We start from the raw sequence: 16,859 nt of genomic DNA on the forward strand, positions 1-16,859 counted from the left end.
TCCGGCCCCTTACTAGTTGAGGAAATCTGAGACGTCGCCGACGTAGCGAGTGTTGTTTTCCGGCACGGGCTCAACGGCCGCCGAAGCAACCTCGGCCGCGAACTCGCTCACGTTGTACAAGCGGCCAGCGGCCTCTTTGCGAGCTTCGATTGCGCCAGGGTTGGCACGCTGCAGCAGCGTCGCCGTGATGGTTCCCTCGATCATGTCGCCGGACACAACAACAAAGCCGATTCCCTTAGCTTCGAGCTCCGGGATCAACTCGCGCAGAGCATCCTCGCCAGCACGCTTACTGAGGGCAACCGGAACGTACTCAGGCATCGTTTCAACGGTGCGAATGAAGTGCGCCTGGTGGCTCGTCACGAAAACAACGCGTGAACCCTCGTGCAGCAGCGGCATCATAGCCGTCAAGAAACTGACCTGGGCGTCGCGGTTGAGCTGCATGGCGTAGTCCTCAGCCATGCCACCTTCCATGCCGCCGGATGCATTGAGCACCAGAATCTCAAGGCCGCCGAACTCGGTCTTTACGGTATCGAACAGTGCAGAAACCGTAGCGGAGTCTGTGAGGTCAGCACCAATGGCGATCGCCGAGCCATCAGTCTCGTTGAGCTGCGCCACCAATTTGAGGGCGCGAGCTTCTTTATTGCGGTAATTGATGGCAACGCGTGCGCCGGCCTGCGCAAAGTACACGGCAGTATCGGCACCGATCCCCCGCGATGATCCAGTAATAAGTGCGCGAGCGCCATCGAGCGAGTGGGCTGCCAGAGGATTCGAATTTTCGGTGTTCACCCTACGACTTTACCGGTCTAACCCGCGCCATGCTGTGATCAAAGTGCTAGCGTCGGCAGTGAAGATTTGTCGAACAGCGCAACGATGAAGGGCGCCAGCACAATGCTCGTTGATCTAACCCAGTACCTGTGGATTCTGTGGCTTGCCCTTGTCGTGCTGTTCATAGTGATCGAAGTGCTCACGCTCGAGTTCACGTTTCTCATGATCGCCGCCGGAACGCTCATCGGGGGCCTCGGTGCCAACTTGCTTGGCTGGCCATGGTGGCTACAAATCGCTCTCGCCGCAGCGATTTCCGGACTTCTCATTTTCACCATTCGTCCGGTACTGCTGATGAACCTAGAAAAAGGTGCAGATCCGGCCAAAAGCAACGTTGACGCTCTCTACGAACTCGGCGGGCGAGTGACCGGCGCCTTTGCGAACGGCGTTGGCGAAGTCAAGCTCGACAACGGTGAGACCTGGACGGCGCGAATCGACGACCGCTCCCCCATAGCCGCGATTTCTGTTGGCAAACGCATTGCGGTCGCCGGAATCGAGGGCGCGATCGCGGTTGTTGTGCCCGAGCCTGTTGACATTGCGGAGTCGGCTCCAGCAGAACCCTCGTCGATCCCTCCCGCACAGTCGTCACCCCGTTCGTCAAAATCCCGCAGCACTAAACCTCGAGCACCCTCGCGGTCTCCGAGAAAGGAAGAAAAGTGATCGATCCCGCTGGTTTCATAGGCCAGATCTTCGTGGTGATACTCCTCGTCGTACTGGCCATCTTTGTCATTGCGACACTGTTCCGGGCAATTCGCATTGTTCCGCAGGCACGCGCGGGAGTTGTCGAGCGACTCGGAAAGTACCGCAAAACTCTGCTGCCGGGCCTGAACATCCTCGTACCTTTTATCGACCGGATGTTGCCGCTCATCGACCTGCGCGAGCAGGTTGTGTCTTTCCCGCCGCAGCCCGTGATCACCGAAGATAACCTCGTCGTTTCGATCGACACTGTTGTCTTCTTTCAAGTGACGGATGCTCGTGCCGCAACTTACGAGATCGGCAACTATCTCGGTGCAGTCGAACAGCTGACCACCACGACACTGCGCAACGTTGTCGGCGGGCTCAACTTGGAGCAGGCTCTCACCAGTCGCGACAATATCAACTCGCAACTGCGGGTCGTTCTCGATGAGGCCACTGGCAAGTGGGGCATCCGCGTCGGTCGTGTTGAGCTCAAGGCCATTGACCCGCCCCTGTCGATTCAAGACTCAATGGAAAAGCAGATGCGTGCCGAACGTGACCGTCGTGCGCAAATTCTTACCGCAGAAGGTACAAAACAGGCGGCGATTCTCGAAGCCGAAGGTTCGCGTCAGGCAGCGATTCTCGAAGCTGAAGGTGAAGCTAAGGCCGCGGTTTTGCGAGCCGACGGCGAAGCGGCAGCTATCAAGACAGTTTTTGCGGCGATTCACGAAGGTGATCCCGACCCGAAGCTCCTTGCGTACGAATACCTCCAGACGCTGCCTAAGATTGCCAATGGTGATTCCAACAAGATGTGGATCATCCCGTCTGAACTGACGGAAGCGCTCAAGGGCATTGGTGAAGGATTCTTTAGTGGCAAGGGACCAGTCGCGCGCTAGCGACAACTCGTCGTACTTTTCCCCAGCAAGCCCTCGGGTGCTCGCGCACCGGGGGCTTGCTGTTGATGCTCCCGAAAATACACTGCTTGCGTTCGCAAAAGCAGTAGCGGTTGGTGCTCAGTACATCGAGACGGACGTTCACTCGAGCCTCGATGGCGTCGCAGTGGTAGCTCATGATCCAAGCCTCCTGCGCGTTGCCGGCCGCGAGGTTAAAGTCGAACAGCTGACAATGGCAGAGCTCCGGCGAATCGACCTCGGAGAGAGCCAGGGTTTTTGCTCCCTCTCTGAAGCGCTCGATGCTTTTCCCGAAACACGATTCAACATTGATGTGAAGTCGCAGGGGGCTGTTTCGCCCACGGTTCGTGCCATCCGAGACATTTCGGCCACAAACCGTGTACTCGTGACATCGTTTGACGAAAAACGTCGCGCGGCGGCCGTTGAACAACTCCCTGGAGTGGCCAGTTCAGCCTCCGCCACTCGCTTCCTCCTGGCACTGCTTAGTGCCAAGACCGGTCTCTCACCGGCGATGCGTCGCGCCCTCACCGGCCTTGTTGCCATCCAGGTGCCCGAGAAAGCGCTAGGGTTGCGGGTGACCACTCAGCGGGTGATTCAGCGTGTGCACGCTCTCGGACTCGAGATGCACGTGTGGACTATCAATGAACCGCAACGAATGCGTCACTTGCTTGATCTTGGAGTCGATGGAATCGTCACAGATCGAGCTGATTTGGCCCTCGAAGTCGTGGCCTCGCGCACCTAACCAGTTAGTGCGTAATCCACGTCTCAGCAGCGAAAACGTTGTTAAAGACTGACAACTCGCTGTGAACACTGCGCGCTTGGAAGCATTCGTTCAGCAAGAGGGTCTATTACTTGTAGAGACCGCGAATTGAAGGAGGCCACACGATGGCAGATCGCAGCTTGCGCGGCATGAGACTTGGAACCCAGAGCCTACAGAGCGAAGAGGGTGTCGAGTTTTCCCCGCGGAAAAAGAGCACATACAGGGCAGCCGATGGCAACACTTTCGAAGTGATGTTTTCGTCCGACGCCGAGGTTCCCCAGCAGTGGCATGATGCCAAGACTGGTCAAGAGGGAACGCTCCTCGATAGCGACGGTGAACTCGTCGAACTCGATCTTGTTGATGTCAAGACGCCGCGTAGTCACTGGGACATGCTCCTTGAGCGTCGTACGCGTCCCGAACTAGAAGAGCTTCTTCAGGAACGTCTCGACTTCTTGCGGGCCCGTCGCGGTCAGCAAAAGATCGGCGCCTAACGACGTACTGACCTCAGGGTCGCCGTAAGCCCCCAGCCGGTGACCCTGAGCAGTGCCTCTGCAACAATTCCCGCATGCATTTTTGACCGGCCTGTTGAACGCTCAACGAACGTGATCGGATGCTCTACCACTCGGTAGCCCGCACGTTCGAAGTTCCAGGCCAGCTCCACTTGGAAGCAATAGCCTTGTGATGACACTCCATCAAGACCAAAGTCTCTTAACGCGCTTGCTCTAAACACGCGGTACCCGGCGGTGAGATCACGGATGTCGGAGTTGAGGACGGCCCGAGCATATGAATTGCCCGCGCGCGAAACGCTGTGTCGAAACCAGGGCCAGTTTTTGACCGAACCACCGTCGACCCAACGGGACCCGATCACTAGATCGTTCCCCGCTTTCGCCAATCTGATCATCGCGGGTAGTTCTACCGGATCGTGCGAGCCATCCGCATCAATTTCGACGATGTAGTCATAGCCACGTTCAAGAGCAAGGGCGAAGCCAGCGAGATAGGCCTTTCCCAAGCCTTCCTTCTTCGTGCGGTGAAGCACCGACACTCCGCTGTCTGCTGACGCAAGTTGTTCTGCTCGCTCCCCCGTGCCGTCGGGGCTCGAGTCGTCGACGACAAGAACGTGAGCGCGAGGCACTGCCTGACGCAGTCTGCCGACAATCGCGGCAATATTCTCAATCTCGTTGTAGGTGGGAACCACCACGACGACGTTAGGCATTCTTTCTCCGACCGGCGATTGCTGAAATGATTAGCGCGCCGAGCGCGATTCCCGACACGAGCCATTCAAGTTCACGCCCCCAGACAACCGCTGGCGTGATGGTGCTGCTCAGCGGGACATCCTCGAGCATTGTTGCGGGTGTGTACCAAGGTACTTCGGCGATTGTCGTTCCGTCAGGTGCGATAATCGCGCTCAGTCCGACAGTGGATATGTTGACGACGCTGCGACCAAGTTCAAGTGCCCGAATCCGTGCGGTGGCCAATTGTTGGGCGCTTTCGTCAGTTCGCCCGAAGTCAGCGTTATTGGAAGACGCAATAATCACTCGCGCACCCTGTTCGACCGACTCAGTGAGGATCTGGTCATCCACGATGTCGAAGCAAATGTTGACACCGACGGTAGTCCCACTAACGTCGAACACCATGTCTGAGGTGCCGACGGTGTAGTCGCGAGCAATGAGGCCAATAAGGTCGGGCGCAAACTGCGACCAGAAGTCTCGATTCGGAACGTACTCACCAAACGGTACAGGGTGACGTTTGTCGTAAATATCGACGACGCCCTCCCCCGGCATCCAGAGCAGTTGGCTGTTATAAACCTTGTCGTCTCGTTCGGTGATATCACCGGAGATGAGCGGTGCGCCTGCGCGTTCAGTGACATAGTCGAAAGCAGAGGCGGCGTAACTGTTGCTCAATGGGGAGATATCAGTGCCGCCCTCCGGCCAGATGACGAGATCAAGATCCTCACCATAAAGGGGCTTAGTCGCCTCTAACTGAGCGGCAAGTAGATCGCCGCGCTCACGTTCATCGAAATACGCCGCTTTGCCGTTTCCTTGCACAGCACCGATCCTCAGAGAGCCGTCCGTGACCACTGCCCAGGCTGGCACATTGACGAGGAGCGTGAGGATGGCTACGGGCACGAAGGCCGTCCGTAGGACTCGGGAGACGTGCTGCGACCGCTGCTCGAGAGGAACCTCGCGATAGCGCGTCCAAGAATATTCGACTGCGGCCAGCGTCAGTGTGACAACAAGCACCATGACGAAGCTGACCCCTGAGACGCCGAGCCACGCAAAAAGTTCTGAAAGCGGGCTCTGAGATTGTGAAAGCGAAACCCGCCCCCAGGCGAATCCGCCGTATGGCCACACGCTCGCCCAAGCCTCACGAGCAGTCCACAGCCCCGCTACGACAAAGGCGAGTCCTAAAGTTGAGCCCCAGCCAGCTCCGAACGCTCGCGGTAACCACCGATAGGCGAGTGTGATCGCCAGAGTACCGGCGGCAAAAAACATCGCCTCAAGAATTGACAGGGCAGACATCGGTACGGGCCCCAAAAACAGTGATGCCCACTGAATATGCGTGAAATAGAATGCAGCGCCAGCAAGGAACCCGACCAGCAGCGAGCCTCCGACGCTTCTGCCTCGCGCGGCGATCAACACCAGCGCGATACCGACGAAAGTAAGCGGCCACACATCTTTGTCGGGGAATCCGGCATCCAACACTGGGCCTGAAGCGAGGGCCGTGACAATTGCAGCCCAGAGGGGCAGCACAGCAACGGATTTGTTGAGCATCACCTGACGAGCCTAAGCGACAGAACTGTAGGCGACGATTCCGCGTCGTATACCGTCGAGGGCCTTGCGTGCAGTGCGACCAACGTCGCCATCGGCAACCACGGATAGTTGATCGAGGAGGTCGATGGCCTGCTTTGTCGAGCGAACAAAGTCGCCAGCAGCCATGTCTGCAAGATCCAGGACAGAGTCGAGGTTGGCGCCATTCGCCCAGCGATACATCGCCAACGAAAGACCTGTGGCCAGCGGTTGGCTGCCCGGCAAGCGGTTATCGCGTTCAAGATCGTCGAGCTGTGCCCACAACGTCGTCGTCTTGTCGAACGCTTCACGGAAAGGTCCGCGCGGCAAATAACGATCGCTGAGATCCCCCTCATCGCGACGAGGTTCGTACACGAGGGTGGTGGCCATAGCGGCCATCGACGCAGCATCCAGATCTTTCCAAAAGCCGTGACGAAGGCACTCGGCAACGAGCAGATCGCGCTCCCCATAAATTCGGCGAAGAATGCGGCCGTGCTCATTGACCGTCATCTCACCGTTTGCGCCAGGTTCGATGTAATTGAGTTGCGTGAGAACATCAGTAACGCGGTCGAAAATTTTGGCTACTGCCCCCGTGCGGTTGTGAATCTGCCGACTCAACTGGTCAGTCTCCCGCTTGAGGCGCCACCAGCGTTCCGACCAGCGCGCATGAGACTCGCGCTCCGGACAAGCATGACAATCGTGCTTGCGCATCTGAGTGCGCAAGCTGGCGAGCTTGCGTTGACGCCGATCCCGATCGGCGCGCTCGTTCGGAGCATTCTTCGGCGATGTTTTGCGCTCAAGGTCATTCAGCTCGCGCCGAATCCGCGAGTACTCGGCGAAATCGCCCAGATGACACTGCATCGACTTCTCATAGCCTTCGAGAGAGTTCTTTTGCGAACGAACTTTTCGTGCCAAATCAACGACGGCGCGGTCTGCTTGGAACTGGGCGAAGCTCGATTCTAAAATCTCGCGGGTGTGCTCCCGACCAAAAAGTTCAATCAGGTTTACCGCCATGTTGTAGGTCGGCTTGAAGCTCGAATTGAGCGGATAAGTGCGACGAGACGCAAGCGAAGCCACCGCTTGTGGGTCTAAACCATCGACCCACTGGATGACCGAATGGCCCTCAATATCGATCCCTCTTCGGCCCGCACGACCCGTGAGCTGCGTGTACTCCCCTGGAGTAATCGGAACACGCGCTTCCCCATTGAACTTCTCGAGCTTCTCGAGAACCACCGTGCGCGCAGGCATGTTGATGCCCAGCGCTAGTGTCTCGGTCGCGAAGACAGCTTTGACGAGCTTCCTCTGAAAGAGCTCCTCAACCACTTCCTTGAACGCCGGCAGCATGCCAGCGTGATGCGCAGCGACGCCACGCTCGAGCCCGTTCAGCCACTCCCAATAGCCCAAGACAGCAAGATCCTCATCGAGAAGCGTGCGGCAGCGTGCTTCCACGATTTCGCGGATTTCGTCGCGTTCCTGCACAGTGGTGAGGCGAACGCCGGCCCGCAGAACCTGATTCACCGCCTGGTCGCAGCCCATGCGACTGAAAATGAAGAAAATTGCCGGAACCAAATTTTTGGATGCCAGCATTGCGACAACATCCGCACGATCCATGCGAGTGCGTGCCGGGCGGCCGCCGCGTGACTCGTATCGCCCACTGTTCTTGCGGTTGCGGACACTCTGGCTTCTCCCACCGAAGCGCGCCATCTGCACTAGCTCTGGGTTCACACGGTTCGTGGCGGCGAGTCCAGACGAGTCGAAGAGATCAATAAGTTTGCTGCTGACGAGCACATGCTGTTCTAGTGGCACAGGACGCTGCTCTGAGACGATAACCTCAGTGTCACCGCGAACGGCCTGCAACCAGTCTCCAAACTCCTCTGCGTTCGACACTGTCGCGCTGAGCGAGACCATGTGAACGTCGTCTGGCAAGTGGATGATCACTTCTTCCCAGACCGCGCCGCGGAAGCGGTCACCAAGAAAATGAACCTCGTCCATCACTACTGTGCTGAGATTGCGTAGCAAATCTGATTTGGCGTAGAGCATGTTTCGCAGCACTTCGGTCGTCATAACAACGATCCGTGCACTCGCGTTAACATTGGTGTCACCCGTCAGCAGGCCCACATTCTCTGCGCCATATTCGGTGACAAGTTCTTGGAACTTTTGGTTACTCAGTGCCTTCATCGGTGCGGTGTAAAAGACCTTTGGTCCCTCGAGCTGCATCGCCCGATAAATCGCGAACTCGGCAATTATCGTTTTGCCGGCGCCCGTAGGGGCAGCGACCAAAACACTCTTGTCATCTTCAACTACCTGACACGCCAAGACCTGGAACTCGTCCAGATCGAAACGCTGGCTGGCGCGAAAAGCTTCAAGCACGGGGTAGCCGCGACGCTTCTTCGCCGCAGCGAAACGTTCGGCGGGAGACAGATCAGTCATTGACTACAGCCTAAACCGTGCCAGAAGCTGCGCGTGCAGTCCGAGCGGGTTCACTCTAGGCTTCGGCCCCGAGCTCGGTGTCGAACTTTGCTGCCCGTTTAGCGGCGCGCCGATCATGAAGCCAAGCGATGAGAGCGGCTGCGAAGTAAAGGAACACCATCGGGATAGCCAGCAAAAACATCGAAACGATGTCGGCCGCTGGAGTAGCCAGAGCAGTGAAGAGGCAGATCGCCAAAATTGCGATGCGCCATCCCTTGATGATCGCCGCAGCGGAAAGCACTCCGACGAAGTTCAGCAGCACGATAAACACCGGGAGAACGAAGGCAATGCCGATGGCCAGCATCAGCTTCACAATGAAGTCGTAGTAGTACTTGGCGTTGAGGTTTGAGAGATCTTGATCGCCAGCAAAACTCAGCAGTAGCGTCACGATGTTGGGCATCAGAAGCCAGCCGGCCGCGCAACCGGCCAGAAACAGTGGGATCGCGGCGGCAAGAAAACCAATAGCGTACTGCTTTTCTTTACGCACTAAGCCGGGCACCAAGAATGCCCAGATTTGATAAAGCCAGACGGGACTCGCGGCCACAATTCCGACCGTAAGAACGATTTGGAAATGAATATCAAATGCTTGAGTCACAGCATCGTAGTTGAGAGCAGCACCGCGACCCGTGGCGTCAGCAATGTTGGTGATCGGCGCACGCAACGCATCAATGACGAACTCGACGATAAAGATTGAGCCGATACCGGTTACGACAATAGTCACTGCCGAAATTGTTAACCGCTTTCGCAGTTCTATCAGGTGGGCGCCGAGCGACATCCGTTCGTCGCTCTTGTTGCGCCACCTAGCGGTCCGCGCCATACGGGCTAAGGCTTTGGCGGAGTTAGGTCGTCGGAATCACTCGACGGCGGGCTCTTGTCGTCGCCGTTCTCGTCTTTCATCGTCTTAACTTCGCTGCGGAAGATACGCATCGACTGACCGATGCTGCGAGCGAGCCCCGGAAGCTTGGGTGCGCCGAACAACAGCAAAACGACGACCAAGATAATGATCAGGTGTGCCCCGGAGAGATTGCCGAGCATTTGGGTTCATCCTTTAACTGTCGAAGACTATGTGGTGCCATCATACCCAGCACCTCGTCGCTTGCTACGACATGAGCAGCTTTAGCGCCGATCGGTTTCGTGTCGAGAGTTGTCAACGAACTCCACCGGGAACCAGCGCTGAGGTTGTTTACCAAAACCGACAAGCACGTAATCCGACCGACCGCTGCGCTTCGGATGATAAAGCACCACCGCCTTTTTCTTTAGCAGTTCAGAGTCTCCGGCGCTCACTAATACTTTTACCGCGGTGCGTTCGATGCCGGAACTGTCGGTGTACCGCACAGCAATGCGCGGGCTTCGGCGGCCGCGATGGTAGAGACTACTCGTCGCCCGGGTTTGCGCGCCCGTAGTCAGAAGCAGGGCTCGAATTGATCGACGGCGCAGCCTGGTTGCCGTCCACAAAAGAGCAACGAAGATCACTCCTACGGCAAAAAGCCAACCCACTTACGACCAACCCTCTGGCCACTGAGCCGTGCTCGCGTCACGCTTCGTGATTCGCCGTGCCCGAGCAATGCGGCGCTCATGACGCTCAAGCTTGAGGTCGGCCCGTCTGCGCTTTCTCTCGTCGTGCTGCGCTCGAATCTCGCTCATCTTTTCCAGCACAGCAATTTGAGGCTTAGTAAGTTCGGCTGATTCCCTGTCAAGAATCGCCGTCTTGTCGACCAAAGCTGACAACTCACGCATCACAGCCATCGCCTTACGAAAAAGCGTGATTGCGAGAATGGTAAGCACGATAAGCAGGGCTAGCGTAAGGCCCACCCAGATTAGAAGCCATCCCCACCACTGAATCACATTGGCACCTAGAGCGCCTTCGTGTAACGTTCAGCACCGGCACGAGCCCATCGTGCTGCAGCATCACGGGCTTCGACCGGCGAGATCACCGTGACAACGCCGGGAAGCCCAGCAACGAGCCGCTTGAGCCCATGGAAGTGTGGCACGAGCACCGTAGTGCGGACACGGTCCCCTGCGGGGAGCAATTTGGCGTCAGGGCAACATAGTCTCCCAGTAGAGGAATTGCGCTCTCGACGACCTCTATCGTGACCCGGATATCTTCGGGTGAGGCATCAAAAAGTGTCTCAGGAAGACTTACATCGGCAACGGTGTGCGTGATCGACTCGGACGTCATCGTTGGGCACGAGATGCGATCGAGACGAAAGGTTCGCACATCTTCCCGCGAGTGGCACCATCCGCGAACGTACCAATCCGCATCTACTGATTCGATTCGTAACGGATCGATCCGGCGACGCTCTGACTCGCCTCGCGAGTTGAGATAGTCGAACTCGATCTGGGTGCCAGCGGCCACAGTCTCACGAATAAGCGCGAGGGTCTCATCCAGGTCGCTCGCCTCAACGCCCACAGCCGTGGGCTGGGCAGAGGCTCCGCGAGACAACTTCGACATTAGGGTTGCGATTGCAACCCGATCGGCATGCTCAGGGAGACCGGAAAGGTATTGAAGCCCGGCGATTAGTGCTGAGGCTTCCCGGGCCGAGAATCGAGGTGAGTCGTCGATCGCGACCATGTGAGTGAGCACAATCTGGTCGTTCTCTTCGAAGTCATCCCAGGCGATGTCAAAAAGATCGCTGTCTTGATAGGTAGCGGTCTCGCCCGGGACTCCGGAAACCGCAATCAGGCGAACGGCGTCGCGAATCTGCTGTTGGGGAACCCCAAAGTGGGCGGCGGCCTCCGACACGCTCACGCGATCGTGGTCCATCAGATACGGAACGAGCGCGAGCAAATAGACCAATTTGTCTTGGGCGCGCAAGGGTTGAATTTTCTTAGCCATGGTCTGCCGCCGTTCTCGTGAGGCGCTCGATAACCGCTTCGCGAAGAACCGGCGGGGCCAACACCAAAACTTCAGGGCCAAAGCTCGCGAGCTCATCGGCGAATATATTGAGGTCGGTGAAATGGAGTTCGAGTTCCGTCGACGGGCTCGGCATTGCGCCACGCCGCTTACTTAACCGAGTCGCCGCGTCAGTGCCCGGCTCAACCTTCACGACGGCGAGGTTGGCTTGCCAGACGGCTTCTAATTCTGCCAAAGCACGCGCAGCTGCATCCGCGGTGGTTTCGTCGAAGGGCTTTTTGGTAGCTCGGACCGCGCTGACGATTCGGCGCAACAGGAAGGTTTTGAAAAGATCAGTTGCGGGATCTTTCGCGTAAAGATGCCACCGACCTTGGTGCTGCACCAGCGCGAGCGGCGCAACAGTTCTCAAGGTCGCAGTTTGTTCACCCGGCTTCAAGTACTCGAATGTCACGAGAACACCCTTGTCGAGCGCGGAACGCAGGGGTTCGAAAGATTGCTCCCGCACCCGCAATTGCGGCGCGTAGCTCAGCACGGGCTCCGCGGTCGCAATTCCGAGCGAGCGCAACTTGACCATCGCACGGCGAGACTCCTCAGAAAGCGAACCTTCTCGCCAGACCATGGCGGCAAGCCCGAGAAGCGTCGACTCTTCTGCGGAGAAGCTAATGTCTTCTGGCAATTCATAGTCGGCACGCGGGATGCGGTACCGCAGGTTGTGATTATTGCCGGCCTGCTCTGGCGACTCAATGGTCTCAAGCGGGACCCCGAGTTCGCGAACATCGTCCTTATCGCGCTCAAATTGACGCTCAAGGTTTGAGTTATCGCCCGAGTGAACGAACCGCTGGCGGTACCCCTGCACGGTCGACAAAATTTCGCTCTTCGTCAGCCCGGCCTCAGACGACAGTAAGGCTAAAACCAAGCTAAAAAGACGTTCCTCATTGGGAACTTTGGTTACTGGCACGAGTCAAATCCTACGTCTCTGACACCCGGCCGTGTCGTGGTTGAACGATTACGGCTCTTGGATTCCCAAGATATCAAACACAAAGACCAGCGTTTTGCCGGCGGTAGCGCCCTCGGGCAACGTGCCCTCGGTGAACCCCACATCTGGCGGAAGCACAATCTGCACTTGGGATCCAACAGTCTGCCCGATGAGCGCGTCAGCGAGTGCGGGCGGAAGGCCATTTTCTACCGTGTCAGAACTCACCAGGGCGAAGACCTGAGGAACTCCGTTGCCCTCCCACGTGTTCATGAAGGTTTTCTTAGCGTTCCAATCTAGGCCGCTGACGTGCATGACACCGATGTCGCCGGACTTAACAACGGCTCCAGAGCCAACCTTGAGCGTCGCAACTTTAAGTTCAGTGGGATCCTCAGCGGTCGGGAAGGTGAAACCAGGCTGACCGTTCGGCGCTAGTACAACTGCCGGCAGGCCGGCAGGGGGAACACTATTCGTTCCATCAGCCTTGCCGGGGTAGCGAAGCTCAATATCGCTGACCATCACAATGGCGTCGTCTTCGGTAAGAGGTAGCTGGTTCTGAGCGATGCTCTCGGCACCCAAGATCTGCCCAGCGGTACCGACAGTTACAACTCGCGATCCCACGGTCGAGCACTGCGCAACTTGGCCGAAGTGCGGTGCTTGTTCGACCACAGGCGCGAGCAAGCCAGCTTCACCATGACCAGAAGAAGTCAGTTGTTCTCCGGTTGCTCCGCTATAAATTGTGATGTTCACTGAAGCGATATCACCGGCGCTCACTTGTTCGCCGTCGCCGACAACAAGCTCTTGGCTCTGAACCGAATCAGCGATCAACGGGGTGGCGAATTCTGCGGCGGGATCATCACCGAGCGGGCCATCTGCGCTCACCAGAGCAGAATTGCTGCCCGCCGGGTACAGGGGCGAGCAGGCTGACAGGTCGAACGGGCCATTCGCGCATCCGGTCAAGGAAACAATGACTCCGGCACTCAGGGCCACTACTGCAAGCTTGCGCACAAACACTCTTTTCTTCGACACAGACATCGCCAACACTCTACCGGTCTGAAGACGCGGCCTCTGCCGCAGCCTTCGCTTCGCGCGCGGTCTTGCGCAGTCGTTTCGCACTTGCGCTGCGCTCTCCAAGGGCGCCCGGCGTCCAAATCTCGACATCCTCATCGCTGAAGTCGGTTTTGGAAGCACGGCGCTTGAGCTCGGGAAGTACCGAGCCGGGCGCTAAACGGCGTGCGGTCATCAGGAAACCTGTGTGCGCAACCATGCGGTGATCCGGGCGTACTGCAAGGCCCTCAACATGCCAACCACGCACGATCGTCTCATTGGAGTCAGGCTCAGTGAACAGCCCAGTGGCACGGATTGCCTCGGCAACGCGCGACAGTTGAGTGACCGTGGCGATGTAGCACAGCAACACTCCACCAGGAGTTAGTGCAGTTGCGCACTCCTCGATGCATTCCCACGGGGCAAGCATGTCGAGCACGACGCGATCAACAGTGCCTGGCTTCACGGATGCGGGCAGTTGCTCCTGCAAGTCACCGACCGTCACCGACCAGTTGTCTGGCTTCGCGCCGAGGAATGCCTCAACATTTGACTGAGCGATCTCCGAAAATTCTTCGCGACGCTCAAAGGAGCTCAGGCGACCGCTCGGACCGATAGCGCGCAACAGCCACAGAGAGAGTGCACCCGAGCCCACGCCCGCTTCGACCACATGAGCGCCAGGAAAGACATCTGCCTGCCCGATGATTTGCGCTGCATCCTTGGGGTAAATGATCGCGGCACCGCGGGGCATCGACATGACGAAATCAGTAAGTAACGGGCGCATCGCCAAATACTCGATGCCGTTTGAGCAAGTGACGACGCTGGCATCGGGCAGGCCAATGATGGTGTCGTGGCTGAGAACGCCGCGGTGGGTGTGGAACGCTCCGCCGGGCTCGAGCGTTACGGTGTTCAGCCGGCCCTTGGGGCCAGTGAGCTGAACCCGGTCGCCGACGCGAAACTCGCCACTTTGTCGTCTAAATACGTCGCTCATCGAGTGGATACCTTTGCGTGAAGTTCTGACAGGTGTTCTAAAGTTCGGCCGTCGAGGGTCGGCCACAGTGCATGAGTTTGCTCTTCGGGGATTTCCACCATGAAGGGAACGCCAACCACCGTTGCTCCGGCGCTGAACGCTGATGTGGCACCGGGAGGTGAATCTTCGATGGCGACACAGTCAGCAATCTCGACTCCCAGAGCAGCAGCACCCTCGAGGTACGGCTGGGGATGCGGCTTTGCGTTTTCTACGTCATCTCCGGAGATCACCGCGTCGAACCCCGCGAATCCGAGGTTATCCACGACGTGATGGGCCATCCGGCTAATTGACATCGTGACTAAAGCGGTAGGGATGCCCGCTTCGCGAAGTTCGAGCAACAACTCGCGGGCGCCGGGCCGCCACGGGATTCCTGATTCCTTCAGCTGAGCCATTACGCGATCGGTAAGACGATCGACGATCGTGTTTTCATCCAACTGCACGCCTTTTGCCTGCATAGCGCGTGCCGACGTGAACAAACCGCTCCCGACAACAGCCATTGCGTCATCGTGAGTCCATTCACCGCCGAATGACTCTACAAGGTCGTTTTCGGCGGAAATCCAGTACGGTTCGGAATTTATGAGGGTGCCGTCCATGTCCCAAAGAACGGCAGCCGGAGTGGAGTGAGTCACAACGCACCATCGTAGTTCTATCCTTGAGTAAGTGACATTCGTGGAACTCGACCCAAAGGAGCCCAGTGGCTAACACCCCATTCGCGAACGGACGACTCTTGGTCGTCGCCTTCGAGGGGTGGAATGACGCCGGAGAGGCCGCCAGCGGTGCCGTTCGATCACTCAAAGAACAACTCGATGTCTACCCCATCGCAGAAGTAGACCCTGAAGAGTACTTCGACTATCAATTCAACAGGCCGCTCGTGGCTTATGACGACGATGGCAACCGATCGCTGACGTGGCCATCGGTCACCATTTTTGGTCCATCCCGCCCCAACACAGTGCGTCCGGAAAGTATTGCCGCCGACGCCCACCTCCAAGTGAGCGCGGGCAATCAGTCGAATATCTATCTTCTTCTCGGCACTGAACCCTCGCGATCATGGCGGGCGTTCACGAGAGACATCCTCCACACAATCGTGGACAACGGCATCACCTCGATTGTTTTCTTGGGCGCAATGCTTGCCGATGTTCCTCACACGCGGCCGATCTCGGTCTTCACATCGAGTGAAAACCCTGAAGTGCGTACCGCACTCGAAATCGAGCGCAGCAGCTATGAGGGCCCCGTTGGCATCCTCTCTGTGCTTGGCCAAGCTGCTGAAGCAGCGGGTATTTCGACAATGTCTATATGGGCATCCGTACCGCATTACGTCCACAACGCACCATCACCAAAAGCGACCTTGGCGATCATCGACAAGCTTGAAGAAATTGTGGATGTCGTTATTCCTCGCGGAAATCTCGTAAGCGAGGCGAGCGACTGGGAAACCGGAATCGACGCCCTCGCTGGCGAGGATGACGACATGTCGTCCTATATCGAACAGCTCGAGCGAGCTCGGGACACCGTCGACTCCCCCGAGGCCAGCGGTGAAGCGATCGCTCAAGAGTTTGAGAAATACCTTCGCCGTGGCGACGATAAACCTGATCAGGGTTCAGCCGGCGACGAACCGTGGCGCGGCAAGGACTAGCTGATTATTGCTGGGTGAAGAGCGCTCGTTGTAGTGACTAAACCGGCTGAATCACGTTTGTTGCCAGCAAAATATACAGTGTCGCGCCCAGAAGCACGCGGTAGATCACGAACGGTAAGAACGAGCGCTTCTCGATATACCGCATGAGTGCGGCGATGACGAAGTAGCCGACGATAAACGCGATCACCGTTGCAACCGCAGTTTCGGCGTAGGTGAAGACCTGATTCGTCTCGCCGAAGCTGTGCACGAGCTCATAAAGCCCGCTGCCGAACACGGCGGGAATTGCGAGCAGGAACCCAAAACGTGCCGCCGCCGGCCGCGTATAGCCCAATGCGAGCCCCGCCGTCATCGTGGACCCTGAACGTGAGACGCCGGGCACGAGCGCAAGCATTTGTGCCAGACCAATGGTGATGCCGTGGCTGTACTTCATCTCGTCAAGTGCACGAGTGCGTTTGCCCAGGTAATCGGCGATTCCCAGAATGATGCCGAAGACAATGAGCACGGTGGCGACCAACCACAGCGAGCGGAATGTTGAACGGATGTACTCCTGCGCGAAGTAGCCAACGAGAACAATGGGAACGGTGCCGATTATTACGAGCCAGCCGAGCCGAACATCCGGATGATTCTTGTCAACCACTTCATGATGGGAACCACCCGACCGACGAAACTGCTGAAACCAGCGGCTCAGGATGCGCGCAATGTCTTTGCGGAAATAAAGGATGACCGCGAGCTCAGTGCCCAACTGGGTGATTGCCGTGAATGTGGCTCCAGGGTCGCTTGCCGACGGCAAAAATTCGCCCATGATGCGCAAATGGGCGCTTGACGAGATCGGGAGAAATTCGGTCAGGCCCTGAACAAGCCCAAGAATAATGGCCTCAATAAAGCCCATGAAACGCTCCCGCTTAGGT

19 protein-coding genes are annotated in these 16,859 nt (G+C 57.6%); 5 read left to right on the forward strand and 14 right to left on the reverse strand.

Annotation, left to right across the window (positions count from 1 at the left end; translation table 11 throughout):
• Positions 1-12: 12 nt before the first annotated feature.
• Positions 13-786, reverse strand: coding sequence for an SDR family oxidoreductase (locus tag ON14_RS01080; protein ID WP_010202400.1), 774 nt, complete (start codon positions 784-786; stop codon positions 13-15).
• 102 nt (positions 787-888) lie between these two features.
• On the opposite strand from ON14_RS01080, the gene ON14_RS01085 reads away from it, so the two are divergent.
• The 4 genes from ON14_RS01085 to ON14_RS01100 all read left to right on the forward strand — a co-directional run bounded on the left by ON14_RS01085 (position 889) and on the right by ON14_RS01100 (position 3,659).
• Positions 889-1,482: an NfeD family protein gene (locus ON14_RS01085; RefSeq protein ID WP_081503507.1), complete on the forward strand. Its 594-nt coding sequence runs from the start codon at positions 889-891 to the stop codon at positions 1,480-1,482.
• Positions 1,479-2,393 carry an SPFH domain-containing protein gene (locus ON14_RS01090; protein WP_010202404.1) on the forward strand — a complete coding sequence of 305 codons (915 nt, stop codon included), beginning with the start codon at positions 1,479-1,481 and terminating at the stop codon, positions 2,391-2,393. Before ON14_RS01085 ends, ON14_RS01090 begins: the two co-directional genes overlap by 4 nt.
• Positions 2,368-3,150, forward strand: a complete 783-nt coding sequence (locus ON14_RS01095; protein WP_010202406.1) for a glycerophosphodiester phosphodiesterase family protein — start codon at positions 2,368-2,370, stop codon at positions 3,148-3,150. The genes ON14_RS01090 and ON14_RS01095 overlap by 26 nt, the downstream gene beginning before the upstream one ends.
• 143 nt (positions 3,151-3,293) lie before the next feature.
• Positions 3,294-3,659: an RNA polymerase-binding protein RbpA gene (locus ON14_RS01100; RefSeq protein ID WP_010202408.1), complete on the forward strand. Its 366-nt coding sequence runs from the start codon at positions 3,294-3,296 to the stop codon at positions 3,657-3,659.
• Here ON14_RS01100 and ON14_RS01105 read toward each other — a convergent pair.
• The 12 genes from ON14_RS01105 to ON14_RS01160 all read right to left on the reverse strand — a co-directional run bounded on the left by ON14_RS01105 (position 3,656) and on the right by ON14_RS01160 (position 14,950).
• Positions 3,656-4,381: a polyprenol monophosphomannose synthase gene (locus tag ON14_RS01105; protein ID WP_010202410.1), complete on the reverse strand. Its 726-nt coding sequence runs from the start codon at positions 4,379-4,381 to the stop codon at positions 3,656-3,658. The two genes, ON14_RS01100 and ON14_RS01105, sit on opposite strands and share 4 nt — an antisense overlap.
• Positions 4,374-5,939: an apolipoprotein N-acyltransferase gene (lnt, locus tag ON14_RS01110; RefSeq protein WP_010202411.1), complete on the reverse strand. Its 1,566-nt coding sequence runs from the start codon at positions 5,937-5,939 to the stop codon at positions 4,374-4,376. The genes ON14_RS01105 and lnt overlap by 8 nt, the downstream gene beginning before the upstream one ends.
• A gap of 12 nt (positions 5,940-5,951) precedes the next feature.
• A complete protein-coding gene (locus tag ON14_RS01115; protein WP_010202413.1) occupies positions 5,952-8,384 on the reverse strand; it encodes a DEAD/DEAH box helicase in 2,433 nt (810 codons plus the stop codon).
• Between the two features lie 55 nt (positions 8,385-8,439).
• On the reverse strand, positions 8,440-9,198 hold the full coding sequence (tatC, locus tag ON14_RS01120) for a twin-arginine translocase subunit TatC (RefSeq protein ID WP_010202415.1): 759 nt from the start codon (positions 9,196-9,198) through the stop codon (positions 8,440-8,442).
• Positions 9,199-9,245: 47 nt separating this feature from the next.
• Positions 9,246-9,458: a Sec-independent protein translocase subunit TatA gene (gene tatA / locus ON14_RS01125; RefSeq protein ID WP_010202417.1), complete on the reverse strand. Its 213-nt coding sequence runs from the start codon at positions 9,456-9,458 to the stop codon at positions 9,246-9,248.
• A gap of 462 nt (positions 9,459-9,920) precedes the next feature.
• Positions 9,921-10,268 carry a hypothetical protein gene (locus tag ON14_RS01135; protein WP_010202421.1) on the reverse strand — a complete coding sequence of 116 codons (348 nt, stop codon included), beginning with the start codon at positions 10,266-10,268 and terminating at the stop codon, positions 9,921-9,923.
• An 8-nt stretch (positions 10,269-10,276) separates the two neighbouring features.
• On the reverse strand, positions 10,277-10,420 hold the full coding sequence (locus ON14_RS16470) for a hypothetical protein (RefSeq protein WP_010202423.1): 144 nt from the start codon (positions 10,418-10,420) through the stop codon (positions 10,277-10,279).
• Positions 10,354-11,259 (reverse strand): helix-turn-helix transcriptional regulator, encoded by a 906-nt coding sequence (locus ON14_RS01140; RefSeq protein WP_010202424.1) that lies wholly within the window; start codon positions 11,257-11,259, stop codon positions 10,354-10,356. Before ON14_RS01140 ends, ON14_RS16470 begins: the two co-directional genes overlap by 67 nt.
• On the reverse strand, positions 11,252-12,235 hold the full coding sequence (locus tag ON14_RS01145; RefSeq protein ID WP_010202427.1) for a helix-turn-helix transcriptional regulator: 984 nt from the start codon (positions 12,233-12,235) through the stop codon (positions 11,252-11,254). Before ON14_RS01145 ends, ON14_RS01140 begins: the two co-directional genes overlap by 8 nt.
• Before the next feature lie 48 nt (positions 12,236-12,283).
• Positions 12,284-13,285, reverse strand: coding sequence for an FKBP-type peptidyl-prolyl cis-trans isomerase (locus ON14_RS01150; RefSeq protein WP_202800883.1), 1,002 nt, complete (start codon positions 13,283-13,285; stop codon positions 12,284-12,286).
• A 10-nt stretch (positions 13,286-13,295) separates the two neighbouring features.
• Positions 13,296-14,282 (reverse strand): tRNA (adenine-N1)-methyltransferase, encoded by a 987-nt coding sequence (locus ON14_RS01155; RefSeq protein ID WP_010202432.1) that lies wholly within the window; start codon positions 14,280-14,282, stop codon positions 13,296-13,298.
• Positions 14,279-14,950, reverse strand: a complete 672-nt coding sequence (locus ON14_RS01160) for an HAD family hydrolase (protein ID WP_010202434.1) — start codon at positions 14,948-14,950, stop codon at positions 14,279-14,281. Before ON14_RS01160 ends, ON14_RS01155 begins: the two co-directional genes overlap by 4 nt.
• Positions 14,951-15,015: 65 nt before the next feature.
• On the opposite strand from ON14_RS01160, the gene ON14_RS01165 reads away from it, so the two are divergent.
• On the forward strand, positions 15,016-15,951 hold the full coding sequence (locus ON14_RS01165) for a proteasome assembly chaperone family protein (protein ID WP_010202435.1): 936 nt from the start codon (positions 15,016-15,018) through the stop codon (positions 15,949-15,951).
• A 37-nt stretch (positions 15,952-15,988) separates the two neighbouring features.
• Here ON14_RS01165 and ON14_RS01170 read toward each other — a convergent pair whose 3' ends face one another.
• Complete coding sequence (locus ON14_RS01170; protein ID WP_010202436.1) at positions 15,989-16,840, reverse strand: undecaprenyl-diphosphate phosphatase; 852 nt, start codon at positions 16,838-16,840, stop codon at positions 15,989-15,991.
• Positions 16,841-16,859: the final 19 nt, after the last annotated feature.

It is taken from the genome of Salinibacterium sp. PAMC 21357, from assembly GCF_000247645.1.
In the GTDB taxonomy this organism is placed as follows: Bacteria; Actinomycetota; Actinomycetes; order Actinomycetales; family Microbacteriaceae; genus Rhodoglobus.